This window comes from Flavihumibacter cheonanensis (genome assembly GCF_022352215.1).
In the GTDB taxonomy this organism is placed as follows: Bacteria; Bacteroidota; Bacteroidia; order Chitinophagales; family Chitinophagaceae; genus Flavihumibacter; species Flavihumibacter cheonanensis.
In genome coordinates, this window is record NZ_JAKRWF010000005.1 from 1 (window position 1) to 13,696 (window position 13,696).

The 13,696-nt window shown below is 40.5% G+C and carries 14 protein-coding genes and 2 pseudogenes; 11 read left to right on the forward strand and 5 right to left on the reverse strand.

Features of this window, described 5'->3' with window-relative positions; all coding sequences use genetic code 11:
• The 6 genes from MD536_RS18985 to MD536_RS19005 form a co-directional block, all read left to right on the forward strand.
• The coding region (locus tag MD536_RS18985; protein WP_239603021.1) for an RHS repeat-associated core domain-containing protein at positions 1-3,934 on the forward strand (3,934 nt) is incomplete at its 5' end.
• An 11-nt stretch (positions 3,935-3,945) separates the two neighbouring features.
• A complete protein-coding gene (locus tag MD536_RS18990) occupies positions 3,946-4,308 on the forward strand; it encodes a hypothetical protein (RefSeq protein WP_239603023.1) in 363 nt (120 codons plus the stop codon).
• Positions 4,309-4,547: 239 nt separating this feature from the next.
• Positions 4,548-4,754, forward strand: a complete 207-nt coding sequence (locus MD536_RS18995) for a hypothetical protein (protein ID WP_239603025.1) — start codon at positions 4,548-4,550, stop codon at positions 4,752-4,754.
• 97 nt (positions 4,755-4,851) lie between these two features.
• Complete coding sequence (locus tag MD536_RS22210) at positions 4,852-5,028, forward strand: helix-turn-helix domain-containing protein (protein WP_369075815.1); 177 nt, start codon at positions 4,852-4,854, stop codon at positions 5,026-5,028.
• Between the two features lie 114 nt (positions 5,029-5,142).
• Entirely contained in the window at positions 5,143-5,304 is a 162-nt protein-coding gene (locus MD536_RS19000; RefSeq protein WP_239603027.1) for a hypothetical protein, read from the forward strand.
• A 406-nt stretch (positions 5,305-5,710) separates the two neighbouring features.
• Positions 5,711-6,325: a hypothetical protein gene (locus MD536_RS19005; RefSeq protein WP_239603028.1), complete on the forward strand. Its 615-nt coding sequence runs from the start codon at positions 5,711-5,713 to the stop codon at positions 6,323-6,325.
• Between the two features lie 433 nt (positions 6,326-6,758).
• On the opposite strand, the gene MD536_RS19010 is transcribed toward MD536_RS19005, so the two are convergent.
• Positions 6,759-7,007, reverse strand: coding sequence for a hypothetical protein (locus MD536_RS19010; RefSeq protein ID WP_239603030.1), 249 nt, complete (start codon positions 7,005-7,007; stop codon positions 6,759-6,761).
• Positions 7,008-7,171: 164 nt separating this feature from the next.
• A pseudogene (locus tag MD536_RS19015) lies at positions 7,172-7,579 on the reverse strand (ATP-binding protein); the annotation flags it as partial.
• Positions 7,580-7,754: 175 nt separating this feature from the next.
• On the opposite strand from MD536_RS19015, the gene MD536_RS19020 reads away from it, so the two are divergent.
• From MD536_RS19020 to MD536_RS19030, 4 genes and pseudogenes are all read left to right on the forward strand, one after another.
• Positions 7,755-9,014, forward strand: a complete 1,260-nt coding sequence (locus tag MD536_RS19020; RefSeq protein WP_239603032.1) for a tyrosine-type recombinase/integrase — start codon at positions 7,755-7,757, stop codon at positions 9,012-9,014.
• On the forward strand, positions 8,986-9,996 hold the full coding sequence (locus tag MD536_RS19025; RefSeq protein ID WP_239603034.1) for a tyrosine-type recombinase/integrase: 1,011 nt from the start codon (positions 8,986-8,988) through the stop codon (positions 9,994-9,996). Before MD536_RS19020 ends, MD536_RS19025 begins: the two co-directional genes overlap by 29 nt.
• Positions 9,997-10,045: 49 nt before the next feature.
• A pseudogene (locus tag MD536_RS22110) lies at positions 10,046-10,261 on the forward strand (site-specific integrase); the annotation flags it as partial.
• A 57-nt stretch (positions 10,262-10,318) separates the two neighbouring features.
• Positions 10,319-10,999: a tyrosine-type recombinase/integrase gene (locus tag MD536_RS19030; RefSeq protein ID WP_369075816.1), complete on the forward strand. Its 681-nt coding sequence runs from the start codon at positions 10,319-10,321 to the stop codon at positions 10,997-10,999.
• A 67-nt stretch (positions 11,000-11,066) separates the two neighbouring features.
• On the opposite strand, the gene MD536_RS19035 is transcribed toward MD536_RS19030, so the two are convergent.
• The 3 genes from MD536_RS19035 to MD536_RS19045 are packed head-to-tail and all read right to left on the reverse strand — an operon-like array spanning position 11,067 to position 12,944.
• Positions 11,067-11,426, reverse strand: a complete 360-nt coding sequence (locus tag MD536_RS19035) for an ATP-binding protein (protein WP_239603037.1) — start codon at positions 11,424-11,426, stop codon at positions 11,067-11,069.
• 26 nt (positions 11,427-11,452) lie between these two features.
• Positions 11,453-12,517 (reverse strand): Mu transposase domain-containing protein, encoded by a 1,065-nt coding sequence (locus MD536_RS19040; protein WP_239603039.1) that lies wholly within the window; start codon positions 12,515-12,517, stop codon positions 11,453-11,455.
• Positions 12,462-12,944: a hypothetical protein gene (locus MD536_RS19045; protein WP_239603041.1), complete on the reverse strand. Its 483-nt coding sequence runs from the start codon at positions 12,942-12,944 to the stop codon at positions 12,462-12,464. The genes MD536_RS19040 and MD536_RS19045 overlap by 56 nt, the downstream gene beginning before the upstream one ends.
• A 275-nt stretch (positions 12,945-13,219) precedes the next feature.
• On the opposite strand from MD536_RS19045, the gene MD536_RS19050 reads away from it, so the two are divergent.
• Positions 13,220-13,687 (forward strand): hypothetical protein, encoded by a 468-nt coding sequence (locus MD536_RS19050; RefSeq protein ID WP_239603043.1) that lies wholly within the window; start codon positions 13,220-13,222, stop codon positions 13,685-13,687.
• The last annotated feature ends 9 nt before the right edge of the window (positions 13,688-13,696 follow it).

A 13,696-nucleotide genomic window follows, 5' to 3' on the forward strand; every position in this document is an offset into this window, starting at 1 on the left:
CAAACAAATGGCACCGGGAGAATCCTGGGTAGGTGCAGGAAGAGGAGTGGAATCAAAACGTTATTTTAATACTGCTGCGGATGCAATTAGAATTTGGAATGTGACTGAACAAGCAGGCTTCGGAAAAATTGGGTTGTATACGTCTCCGGGCATTTATCCTGCTGGCGCTTTGTATAAGAATAGTACCACTGACGAACAAGGCAATCAGGTATTGGAGTTTACTGATAAGGAGGGGAGATTGATCTTAAAAAAACTGCAATGGACAGCTGGCGCTGATACTGGTCTGGGAAGGGCATACACAGGATTTATTAGTACGTATTACATTTATGATAATTTAGGACAACTGCGATGTGTGGTACAGCCACGTGGTGTGGAGATGTTAACTGGAAATGCCTGGAACTTATCTGATACCACTATCTCGAAATACCAGTGCTTCCACTACGTATATGATAAGCGTGGACGTCTGATTGTTAAAAAGGTACCTGGAGCCGGGGAGGTTCGGATGGTGTATGATGCAAGAGATCGCCTGGTGATGGCTCAGGACTCGGTGATGCGTGCTCAAAAGCAATGGTTGTACACACTGTATGATAATTACAATCGTCCGATTAAGACAGGCATGGTTACAGACAATACCAACTATTTAAACCACCAATACCACTGTGATCAGGCCTATGCAAGCACAACTTATCCCACGCCTTCCAGTTTTACTGCAGATGAAGTGTTAACGGAAACAGGGTATGATGCCTATAACGTGTTTTACACTTGTTGTACTACCAGTACTCCTTATGTTGCTACGTACAAAACAAGTGCTCTGATGGATCTAAGTTACCTGGCAAGTCCGGCGTATAGTGAGGAACCGTTGCCGGTGGTGATCTCATTGGGTAATCCCACCCGCACCAAAACAAAAGTGTTAGGTAGTGCAACTGTGTTAAATGGGGTAATGCTGTATGATCACAAAGGGCGGATGATCCAATCCCAAACCAACAACCTGGTGGGTGGATTAGATATTGTAAGCAATCAGTATAGCTGGAATGGAGCCTTGTTGAATAGCATCGTACGCCAGCAGGTAATCGGTAGCTCCGAACAGGCAACCCTCGTTGCAACAAAATACACATACGATGACCTGTGGCGGCAGTCGAGTATAGAAAAGAAGGTAAGTCATAGCCTGGTGAATAATGGGACGCTGCCTGCTGCCTATAAAACTACAGCAATACTAAAATATGATGGACTGGGGCAGCTTAAAGATAAAAATTTGGGGACTAAGCCATCCGGTTCAGGGGTACTTGCCAATAGCACCTATTTGTATAATATCCGGGGTTGGTTATTGGGTATTAATCAAGAGCATGTGAACAGTATGGGGGCAGATCGTTATTTTGCTATGGAGCTTGGCTACGATCGAAATACCAGTTGGCAGCAAAATACCAATTTGTATAATGGCAATATTGCTGTTATTAACTGGAAAACGGCAGGGGAAGATAATGTTATGAGGAAGTTGAAATTTACTTATGATCGGATTAATCGATTAATTAGTTCAACCTATCTTCAAAGTGTTACCTCAAAATTGGATTTTTCTACCAGTAATCTAAGTTATGATCCCAATGGCAATATTCTTACCATGCGTCAGTTAGGCTGGATGCCCAATAATGTCGTAACAATAGATAGCCTTGCTTATACATACCGCCTAAACACCAATCAGTTACTACAGGTAAAGGACAATAAAAACGATCCACAAAGTTTATTAGGTGATTTTAAGGTGTCTTCGAATCATACGCAATCTAAGACAACCGCAACAGTGGATTATGAGTACGATGGGAATGGTAATCTGGTGAAGGATTTGAATAAAGATATTGCCGTGGCAGATGGCAGTGCCACAGGAACTGCTGGTATTGTGTATAATTACTTAAACCTTCCGGCACAAATTACGGTCCGTAAAACAGCTACTACCAATCGGGGCGTTATTGTCTACACCTATGATGCAGCAGGCAATAAGCTGAGAAAATATACCGAAGATATTAGTACTACTGGTACCAAAGTGGAAACCACGACCGATTATGTGATGGGGCTGGTATATGAGAGTCGCAAGGTAAATAATGTGGAGGAGTATGCGTACCGGTTACAATTGATCGGTCATGAGGAAGGACGCATCCGCTTTACGGAAGCTCTGGGTGCTACACCAGCGCAGCTGCACTATGATTATTTTTTAAAGGATCACCTGGGCAATGTACGGATGGTGCTAACAGAAGAAACCAGTTCAGAAACCTATCCGACCTTAAGCTTCGAAGGGACGGCAGGCGGTGCAGAAGTACAAAATCAGGATAAGTTCTGGGAGAATAAATCTGGTCAAAGCATCAATGTGGTGGCCAGTAGAACCGCACACAGTACGGGCACCAATGCGATGCTGACCCGTAAGAGCCAGGGGGCCATTGGCGCTGCCAAACTACTGAAGGTAATGAGTGGTGATACGTTGCAGGCCAGCGTCCAGTTTTATTATACCACCACCAATGCCAATAATACAGGTGCCAATGGCATTAATAGCCTGGTGGCCAACCTGGCTACCTTGATCGCCACCTCGGCCTCCCCAAGTAGTGTAATCAAAAGTGGGGCAGCCAGCCTGGGATCGGACCTGTCTGCTCAAACAGCCCTGGTCAATGCACTGAATACGCCCAACAATACCAGTGGTTCCAACCAGGCTCCGAAAGCCTACCTGCATATTCTGTTGTTCAATGAGCAGTTCCAGTTTGATGCCACCAATAGTAAAGTGGTACCAGTAACCTACACGGTCGGTAGTTGGGGAACACTGTCACGGATGGGTGCCAATGCGGTGCAGGTCAAGAAAAACGGGTATGCCTATGTATACTTCAGCAATGAGTCGGATGAATTAGTATATTTTGATAACTTTAACCTGACGCACGCGCGGGGCCCTATTCTGGAAGAGACGCATTATTATCCGTTTGGGTTGACCATGGCGGGTATCAGTTCTCGAGCCATGGGGAAATTGGATAATAAGTATGAGTACAATGGAAAGGAAAAGCAGGAAAAGGAGTTTAGTGATGGAGCTAGTTTAGAGTGGTATGATTATGGAGCAAGGATGTATAATGCACAGATCGGAAGATGGCATGTGATCGATCCATTGGCTGACCAGACTCCATCAGTATCGCCATATACTTATGTAATGAATAACCCTATCATGTTAATTGATCCAGATGGTAGGACAATAAGCGGAGATACTGCAATGGTGAGTAAATTAGAAAGTCAAGCAGGTAGAATTAAAAAAGGTGAAGAAGCGCGTCAAGCCAGAATTCAGAAAAGAATTGATAAAAGAGAATCCAAGGGGAAAAATACGGATAGGCTACAGGGCAATTTAGCTGAATCAAAAGCCATAGTTAGTGAAATTGATGGCTTGCTATCGGATATATCAAGTTTGCGAAGTTCTACACAAAATTACCACGTAAACAGTAATTGGTCAAATACTTCTAATAGCGGTAATGATGGTGAAATTGCATATAATCCTGCTACTGGGTCTGTTGATATAAATATCTCTGCCTCATATGGCATGGCCGGTCTGGCACATGAATTAACACATGGTGCACAATTTGATCGAGGCGCGACGGATTTAAAAGCGAATGGATCAGGTCGGGGTTACTTGCATGATTTGACAGATGAGGTTTCTGCTTTTAAACGACAATATGCAATTGACAGGAGGACATTAAGTAATGTGAATAGTATATTAAATATTGATGGAGCTTTTGTGCGAAGTTTGGATCCAACTTATCAAATAATGCCATCAATATCACTAACTACTGGCTCTTATTTACATCCAATTTTTATGTCTCACCGAATAGTAAACCCTGCAATTACGATTTATCCAGGCCATTCGCTTGTAAAATATAGAGATTCTAAAACATCAATGTTTAAAGGATTTGTATCAAAATAAAAATATTTTGAATGAGAGTATATCTTTATGCTAGTCTAATTATTTTTTGCTCTTGCTCCTCTGGCAAGTTTTTAAAGGTCGGAAGAGATTATAAAAGTAAGCATAATAAAGGTTATGGGGGACAAAGTATTTTTAGTATTAATCCAGATAATTCGTTTGTTTACTATGGCTCTGGGCCATCAGTATTTTTATCGAAAGGAAGCTGGGAATATGATTCAGTTAATAGAGAAATTGTGCTAATGACTGATAATGATTTAAAGCCAGTGTTTAGTAACCCAATTGATACAATATGGGTAGATTTGTCTAAGAAACGTATAAGAGTACTATCAGAGAAAAAAATTGTTTTTGAAAATATTACTTATTATGCACATTAATTGTATGTTCTATGTGGATATTTCCACCGAACTTGACAACTTTATTCCGGCGCAAATTGACCACTAAAATTTACTATAATTTTAGTGTTTAAAAGTTGTTTTATTTTATTTTCATCTTCATTAGTTTCGATTATCAGAATTCGGTTTTACATATGAAATGATGTCAAGTTGAGGTCGAAATGTAATTGTTTTTTACCCCGGAAACTATTACTCATTAAGCAGCGGAACATAGTGGTTGGGTGGCGCGGAATTTCCAGTCAAGATTTAGTGAACTTTCTACTTCCGAAAAGTTTGGCGTAGAGATTCGCGAAACCTCATTATCAAGTGATGCGAGTGAAGATATTACGGATGGAGATGGTAATATAATTGGAAATAAGATAAACTGGAAACCCAATGGTGATTTTGATGGCAGTGAAATATTTCCTGCAGTTGTCTTAGCCCCCTAAAAGACTGGACAGAATTGTAAAAACAATTAAGTCTGTAAATTTAGAAACCATGTCAAAGTCTAGAAGGAGTTTTTAAGCTTAAGAAAAACTCGCCATTATTAACGAAGCAGATCAGTTTGGTACGAGCCAAACATTACGGAAACATAATCTATCCTACACCGTGTTACGTCGCTGGAGAGAAAGCTTTAATGAAGTCGGAGTTACCAACCTCCAGTCATATGCCCGGCAACGCAATCCGGAAGTCAAAGCCTTGGAAGAGCAAATCCGGTATTAAAAAATATTGAAGGAAGCAGCAAATTGAACGGGAGTTCAAGTCCGAGCTTTTAAAAAAAAGTCAATCCCACCAGCAGAAGCGGTTAAGGTGATACAGCAATTTGAAAAGAATCCCATGGTTCGCACAACGGAACTCTTGCAATGGTCAACCATTTCCTGGAGCACTTATTACTATAAACGTGGTGAAGGATTGCGTGGACGCAAACCAAGTACTATAACGGCAACACAGGACGATGAACAGGTAGCAAATGAAATTTATAACACTCCCCAATATTGAGACCATTTGGGCTTCTCTTTAAGTTTTAAATCAGGCTGCATTTTGCATTGATTTTTCATATCGGCTGTTGGGTGTTTCACGTGTGGTATGGTGGATTTTATCGTAATTGTAGCTGATGTGGTTTTGAACTCTTTCATACAGTTCAAAACCATCATCAGCGGGATTTAAGTAAACATAGTCGGATTTCAGTGATCTCCAAAAACGTTCTATCCAAACATGATCAAGTGCTCTTCCCTTCCCGTCCATTGAGATTTGTATGCCGAGTGAAGCAAGTTATTGGGTCCATAAGGAACTTGTATATTCAGATAAAATTTCTCTTATAGAGTGGTCAAACCGCTTCAACACTTACTGGGGCAATACCAGAATCTGATAAACTTAATATACTAAAGTCTAATAGGTTTAAAACATGGGTATCAAACAAAAAGCCATACAAATAATTTGCTTTTTATTTTTCATTCAATCATTAAAAGCTCAACTAAACTGTAAAGATTACGTTAAGCTTATCGACTCACTAAATTTAATAAAGTATAATAATTTGTATTATAGTGCAACTTCAGATTCTATTAACTTCGAACGAATAATAAGTTATGCTAATGTTAATGACACATCTATTTTAAAAGAAATTTCTATATCCGTTATTCAGCCTTCTAACCAAAATTTAAATTTTGAACATTGTTTTGATGTTAATTTGAATAAAATATATATCAATGATTTCTTGCTTTTAAAGGATACAATTGTTCTGACTAAATCTGAGAATAGAAAAATTAAACGTTATGAGGAACTTTTAAAAAAGTCTATAGAATTGCTTGAAGATGAAAACTTTTCTGTTTCAAAGGAAAAAAGATTACATAAAAGAATAAATAAGATTGATTTAGAACTTATTAATAAAAAAAATGAATATGCGAAAAATACCTTAGTTATATTCCATCCAACAGTGCACTTCAAGAATTACAAACTAGTTGTTGTTTCGTTTATTTCTAATCGAATAAAAAAAATAGTTTATACGCTGGAACGATTATAAATTTTAGCATAAATTATTTCGATATACTCGTTTAAGTATGGAAATTCCGCGCAATCTGAACACTTTATTCTACTTCTAACTGACCACTTGTTTCCGGGGCAAATTGACTGATTGTACGGAATTTCCAATCTGGCAAAACGGATTTGAAGGTTGTTTTGTCCTGAAATAGCTTGTCACCAAACAATTTATTATGCAGAAAAAGAAAAAATCAAGACAAAGTCCTTTAAGTCGAAATCCACATGTTCGGCGCGATGTTTCTTAAACCCCTAAAAACTGGGGAAAAGATCTATGTTACTTGGACCATTTTAATTCCTTTTACCGCTCGCAGCAAAGGTAGCCCCGCCTCTAGAAAAGTAATGGCTACACGGAGCGGCGATGGCTGGCGCTACCTGGCCCCCAATCGCCGGCCTTGACTTTTCCTCCAGCTTTGCGGCTAATGGTGGACTAGGCGGTTCAACACCAGTCCAGCCTCATAGATTGATTCAAATTCATATCGTTGTTCTATGGTGCGTTCAATCAAAAAATTATACGCTTCTATAAACGCATTTTCTTCTGGTACAGCCACATGTGTGAATTCCTGATTAACGCCTTGTTCCTGTCGGTATTCCGGGATTACGGTATCAATAAATTGGCTTCCATTGTTATTACGTAGCGTAATACCTTCTACTTTGTGCTTGGCCAAATTTCAGATGTTTCTACCAATCAGTATGGAGGGGATGGTAAACCAAACTTAACTAATTGTAATCAGGAACTAATAATGCAGAAAAATTGGCAATTAAAAATGCAGAAGAATTGGCAACAATAATACAGAGTTTTTGGCAACATAGAATGCAGAATAAGTAAAAATTAATCAGAGAATATTGTCTTTCTATTTTGGATACGATAACTCTTTCCTGACAGGTTAATTATTTCACAGCGGTAGAGTAATCGATCCAGTAATGCGGTAGCAAGTACTTCATCGCCTAACATCTCAGCCCATTCAGCCGGTTTTTTGTTGGTAGTAATGATGAAGGATGTTTTTTCATAGAGTTGATTGATAAAGTTGAACAGGGTTACGGCAGTTGCTTTTTCTACCGGGAAGAGCATGATGTCATCAATAACAATAAGGTCTGCTTTACAGAGCCGTTTGTAATCGCCCTTCGCAGTTCGAGTAATCTCCTTCATCTTAAGCATGGTAATGAGTTCATCCATGGTCCGGAAGTAAGCCTTATACCCTTTGTTGACAGCTTCTGCGCAGAGGCCGGCTGCCAGGTATGTCTTACCGCAATTATGTAAAGCTTTACATAATTGCGGTTATGTAAAGCAAATGATAATGCAAAGTATTTTATTTAATCTCCTGATTATCAATTATACCTATTTTAAGTTACTTAGCATTATGTTTTTAAATTAAAGTAGACGATAGTGTCTACTAATTTTTAAAAACATAACAATGGATCTAAAAAAGCAAACCATTGATGAATTGACAGAAGACTTTCTCCTGTATTTAAGAAGCATCAAAAGGTCAGAGGGTACTATCAGGCGATACCTTACCGCCTGGGAAAGATTAAAGGCTTACATGGCCTTGCACAAGCATAAAATTTACACCCCTAAAATCGGAGAGGCGTTTCTTATATCGGAACTCGGAACTTATAGGTACGAAGACCTTCCCCTTAGCAAACAAAACTACGTTAGTAAAATTGAAGCCCTGGTTGATTTTCAAAATACCGGCAAGGTGTTGTTGGGAATGAGAAAAAAAACGCCAAAGGAGTTTAATGGAGCCATCGGTAAGGCAATGCAGGTCTTTATAGATTTTAGGAAAAGAAATTACTGTCTTTCGCCTGTAACCATAAACAACTATGAGATATATCTTCATTCGTTCCTTTGCTTTTTAAATGATAGAAGGATAGGATCGGCCAACAGAATAAACCATGCAGAGTATTTACAATTTATCACTCAACTCGATACATCAAAACCTGCGGCAAGGCACGTGGCCCTATATATATTGAGGAACTTTGCCCTGTTCCTGTATCAAAATGGATTGGTCGCTAAGGATTACTCTGGAGTAATACCATCCGATAATTATAAACAGCAGTCTCGGCTTCCGTCCACCTTCACCAAAGATGAGATCGAACTGTTTTTAGGCGCCATTGACAGAGGCAACCCCAAGGGGAAAAGGGATTATGCCATGTTTTTACTTGCCCTAAAACTTGGCTTGAGAGCATCTGACATTGCGAACCTTAAATTTGAAAATATCTCCTGGATTACTAATGAGTTCAACTTTGAACAAAAGAAGACTGCGAAGCCAATCACCCTCCCAATCCTTCCAGAGGTGGGCAACGCACTCATTGATTATCTAAAATATGGCAGGCCTCAGTCCTTTGAAAAGCATTGTTTCCTGCAGGTAGTATACCCCTATAACCGTATAGCTTCTCATGACCTGGGAAACGCCGTTCAGTTTTATTTGAAACGTGCAGGGATCAATTTACAGAATCGAAAACACGGGCCACATGCGCTTCGTCACAGTTTTGCATCACATCTGCTACAAGAGTCTACGCCATTGCCGGTGATATCAGAGGCCCTGGGTCACACCTCCAGCAACTCCACTATGTTTTATCTGCGTATAGACACCTCTGCGTTAAAGGAATGTTCGCTTGACGTTCCCCCAGTACCATTTTCTTTTTATGAACAAAAAGGAGGGTATCATGCCTAGATATTTTTATAGCATTTACGGACCTTCAATATGCGACTTCCTTTCCTTGAAAAGGAGTTTAGGATTTAAATATCATGCAGGAGAATATGAGCTGGGAAAGCTGGATAAAATCGCACATGAACGAGAAGAAAGTTCTATTGGTATAACCAGAGAACTTGCCAACATTGTTGGAGCAAAGCAACTTAATGAATCGGATAAGAGCAGAGTTAACCGAATACAGATCATCCGTCAGTTTGCCTTTTTCTTAAATAACACCGGCCATCCCAGCCATGTTCCAGATATGCCCAGTTTTAAGAGCTCTTATACTCCCTACATTTTTACCCAAGAAGAGATTTTACGGCTTTTAAAAGTCTGTGACGGAATTAAAACACCTATTAAAAATCCCAATACAGGCATGTTCTTCCTACCTGTACTCATCAGGCTGCTATATGCTACAGGAATAAGGGTGGGTGAAGCCATGAGTCTTGCCATCAGTGATGTAGATGTAGAGTTGGGGCACCTAAAAGTGCGGGACAGTAAAAACGGTAAACAGCGGCTCATACCATTTATGCCCTCCATGGCACTGGTGTTGCAAGACTATTTAAAATACAGAAGTCAACGACCGGTACTAAAGGGTGTGGATCATTTGTTTGTGAATCCGGCTGGCACCATCCCATCCCATTACATTGCATACAAATGGTTTAGAAGAATCCTATTTAAAGCAGGCATCTCTCACGGCGGCAGAAAAGCTGGACCCCGGCTGCATGACTTCCGCCATACTTTTGCTGTTCACTCTCTAGCAGCATTATCACAAAAAGGAGTCGATCTTTATTATTCACTTCCAATACTCTCTACTTACCTGGGTCATCAATCCCTTAGCGCCACTGACAAATATGTGCGGCTGACAGCAGAAATGTATCCTTCAATTATTGCAGGTGTAAATAAAATCTGCCCGCATATCTTCCCTGACCACAGTAAAACCGACAGCTATGAAACCGACTGATTTTGCCAAAGCACTTACCGATTTTTTATCAAAATAACTTCCGTGCGAAAGAGGCATGAGCACGAATACAATCAGCTCTTACAGGTTTACATTTATTCTTTTTATCAGCTTTATTGAGTCGCAAAAAAGTATCAAAGTAAACCGGCTCTTTCTAAAGGATATTACCAAAGAGTGTGTGGTTGAATTTTTAGACTGGCTGCAACAAGCAAGACACTGCAGTGATTCTACCCGAAATGTTCGTCTGGCGGCTATCCACTCTTTTTTTAATTTTTTACAGTACGAAGCTCCTGAAAAAATAAATGAGTGGCAACGAATACTCTCCATCAGGGTGAAGAAAGTAAAGAAGCGTTCTATGAACTATTTAACTGTGGAAGGTATTAAGCTATTGCTTGCGCAACCTGATCTATCAACAAAAAAAGGGAGGCGGGATCTGACTATGCTCGCGCTAATGTATGACTCGGCTGCAAGAGTGCAGGAGATTATTGATCTTACTCCTTCTTGCGTACGGCTTACAAAACCTTTTACAATTAAACTGATGGGTAAGGGAAACAAAGCGAGAATAGTTCCCCTTATGGATGAAGAGGTTGCGCATTTAAAATGTTACATGGAGAAAAATCATTTACTACAGCCGAATGCAAACCTCTATCCATTATTTTATAACACTAGGAAGGAAAAACTAACACGTTCTGGTGTTCAGTATGTTCTTCAACATTATGCAAATATGGCAAGAAGCGAAGATCCCAAATTGATACCAGAAAAAATCAGTCCACATTCTCTGAGGCACTCTAAAGCAATGCATCTTTTACAGGCCGGTGTAAATCTGGTCTACATACGAGATATACTTGGTCATGAGTCAGTGCAAACAACGGAAGTTTATGCTAGAGTAGACTCTAAACAAAAGCGTATGGCAATAGAAAAAGCATATGCTGATGTTATTAAAAGAGAAGTACCTACATGGGTGGATAATGATAATCTTTTGGAATGGCTGAAAAACTTCCAGTAAATTAAAAAGATAATGTACAGTAGAATGCCTTAGAGTACTTGTCTGACAACGCTTTACCTATTCTACTTTACATTATCATTTGCTTTACATAACCTGTTCCGGATGGCCCCATCAGGATAACATTATACACCTGATCGAGCCAGTTGAGTTCTTTGAGCTGGTTCATGCGAGATTTAGTCAGGCCATTGTCTACGGCGTGGTCATACAAAGCGAGGTCACAGGAGGGCGGTAATTTGGCTACCCGGAGTCGGTTGGACAGGTCGTTTCGTTCGCGGTGTGTGACTTCTGCCTGCAACAGCTTGACCGTTAATTCCAGGTAACCGCTGTTGCGATCTTCAGCATCTCTGATGAGTTCATCGAGTTCGGATTGGATGCCATTCATGCGGAACTGTTGGCAATAGTGTCTGATTTGTTGTCTTGTTTCCATTTGTCTGTATTATTGTTGATGCTGCATTAAAATAGTTCGTAATAGTCGGCGATGGAGCTGGTAGCCGGTTGAATAAAGGCTTCACTTGGCATTTTACCGGTGAAGGGATTCATGTGGATGATTCTTGCACCAGCTGATTCAGTTGCTTGTTGGGTGTGCAGATGTTCGGCTACGCTTCTAAAGTCTACCGCACTATTGAGTCGGTGCGTCGTACTGTATTGCAATGCCTGGTGAATGATGGACCGGGGATAACTTTCAATGACCTGGCGGAACAATAGTACCTGGTCACGCAGGTAGCGGGGTTTGGCCTGCCGGACAGCTTCCATAAAAGCTACCCCAAGCTCAGGCTCCTCCAGCATATTGCAGACCTGGCGGATCAGTTCTTCCCCCCGTATACCTTTATCCCGTTTGTGATCGTTGTTGATGATCTTATGACCTTTGCTAACGGATAGCGGATGCGTACACAGCAGCACGCCTTGTTCATCAAAAACCAGCAGCTGACCTTCTTCTGCTTTCAAGTTTACCCGCGACCCTTTCCCCTTGTAGGTGCCCAGAGGAAGGGAATAAAAATTGCCTTTGAAGGAGATACTATTGTCTTTTCGAACCGTGTACCAGTGCTCGTCGGCTGGTGCTGCCAGAACAGCTGTCACCGGACGCAGGTAGTGCTTTTCAATGTCCCATTCGGCTTGCGGCGACTTCCGGGTTACGGCATGCGCAAGACAATTTGCGGTGCGGCAGAGCCAGGCCAAGGCTTCCTGGTTCAGGGTTTCAATATCATCAAAAGGACGGTTATACAGAAAGTTTTGCTTCACGTACTTCACTGCATTTTCAATCTTCCCTTTGCTTTCCGGATCTCCTTTCCGACAGAAGTGAAGGGCAAAACCGACAGCCCAACTGTAGAACCGGAACTTTTCAGTCAAAATAATATCGCCATAGTTTTCGCTGACCAAAAACAACCGGTCCTGATCATACACCACCGTAGCTGGATTACCTTCCAGGTACGCAAACGCCTGCTGATGTGCCAGTATCGACAATTCAGTAGTGAAGCGTGTGGTCGTGCCTGCCCTGGCTGTTACGAAGATTGTATTCACCAAAATCTGCCTGTGCCTGTGCACCATAGGCACTCTCAGCAACCATAGCATAATCACGCTGCACAACCACCTTTTGCAGATGATATTTTTGACGAACCCAGCAAACAAAATTGAACACCGTTTTGCTGTCAACCGCTGGAAAATCAGGATAATGCTCTTTCAGCCAATCGTGCATTTGAGCAGCAGAAGTCTCCGGGTACTTCGTCAAACGGGCCTTTACAAACCCTTCATAGGGCTCCAGATCTTTTTTGCGTTCCGACTGGTTCTGCAGGAACTGTTCGTAGTCAGATTCCGTCATCGACAGGTACTTTTTGACTGTACGCCAATCCAGCACCAGTTCCTTACTGATCCGGGAGATTGATAATCCATCCCGATGCAATTGATGTACCGTATGATAAGTCATGAGTTTTTTCGCATATGCATTCATAAATCCGGAGCAATTTTCCGGCAAATCTCTTTTTTTCTTTCCCCGGCCGCGGCCGGGGAAAGAAAAAGTTCTGCATTCCTTGTTGCCAATTTCTCTGTATTCCCTGTTGCCAAAAGTTCTGCAGGCTTGTTGCCAAAAACTCTGTATTCTTATTTGCGAAAAACTCTGTATTCTTATTTACCGATTACACTAATCTGGGTGGTTCTTCGGAACTGCCCTTTTTTATGCCCTGAATTCAATTACTTTAGTCGGACAATAATGTTTAATTAATAAATATGAGAATAGTTAATTGCATAATTCTGCTACTATTTTTTATTGGTTGTATTAATTATTCAACGGAAAAACCTTGCGAGGAAAGCAATGAAGTTTATTTACTAATTAGGGGACCAGGAGAATGTGTACAGAAAATTTCATTTGATTCTCTAGGTTTTGGGATAGCGATGCAAGGTTTAAGTAAAGAATTCTATCAGGATAGCTTTGTCTCTTTCTATGAGATTCTAAAAAAAGACACATTTTCGGTTGATTCAATAAAAGATTTATTGTTTTTGAAAAGTGAAATTAAAAAGTATTCTGTTTCAGATAAAGATGTCGGAGGTTTTATTTATGATGCTCGTAGAGTTCAGCTTTTTATAAATGGAGAATTGAAAGTAGATATATACAATAATAATAGGCATGAAATTGATGAATTATTAAAGATATTCTTTAAATACATTGAATATAATATTAATGAACAATGTGGATGAAAATGCTAC

Excerpts from the sequence above, each read along its gene's own strand:
- MD536_RS18990 (WP_239603023.1), top strand. The coding sequence starts at position 3,946 with ATGAGAGTATATCTTTATGCTAGTCTAATTATTTTTTGCTCTTGCTCC.
- MD536_RS19000 (WP_239603027.1), top strand. The coding sequence starts at position 5,143 with ATGGTTCGCACAACGGAACTCTTGCAATGGTCAACCATTTCCTGGAGC.
- MD536_RS19005 (WP_239603028.1), top strand. The coding sequence starts at position 5,711 with ATGGGTATCAAACAAAAAGCCATACAAATAATTTGCTTTTTATTTTTC.
- MD536_RS19020 (WP_239603032.1), top strand. The coding sequence starts at position 7,755 with ATGGATCTAAAAAAGCAAACCATTGATGAATTGACAGAAGACTTTCTC.
- MD536_RS19025 (WP_239603034.1), top strand. The coding sequence starts at position 8,986 with ATGAACAAAAAGGAGGGTATCATGCCTAGATATTTTTATAGCATTTAC.
- MD536_RS19035 (WP_239603037.1), bottom strand. The coding sequence starts at position 11,426 with ATGGAAACAAGACAACAAATCAGACACTATTGCCAACAGTTCCGCATG.
- MD536_RS19045 (WP_239603041.1), bottom strand. The coding sequence starts at position 12,944 with ATGAATGCATATGCGAAAAAACTCATGACTTATCATACGGTACATCAA.
- MD536_RS19050 (WP_239603043.1), top strand. The coding sequence starts at position 13,220 with ATGAGAATAGTTAATTGCATAATTCTGCTACTATTTTTTATTGGTTGT.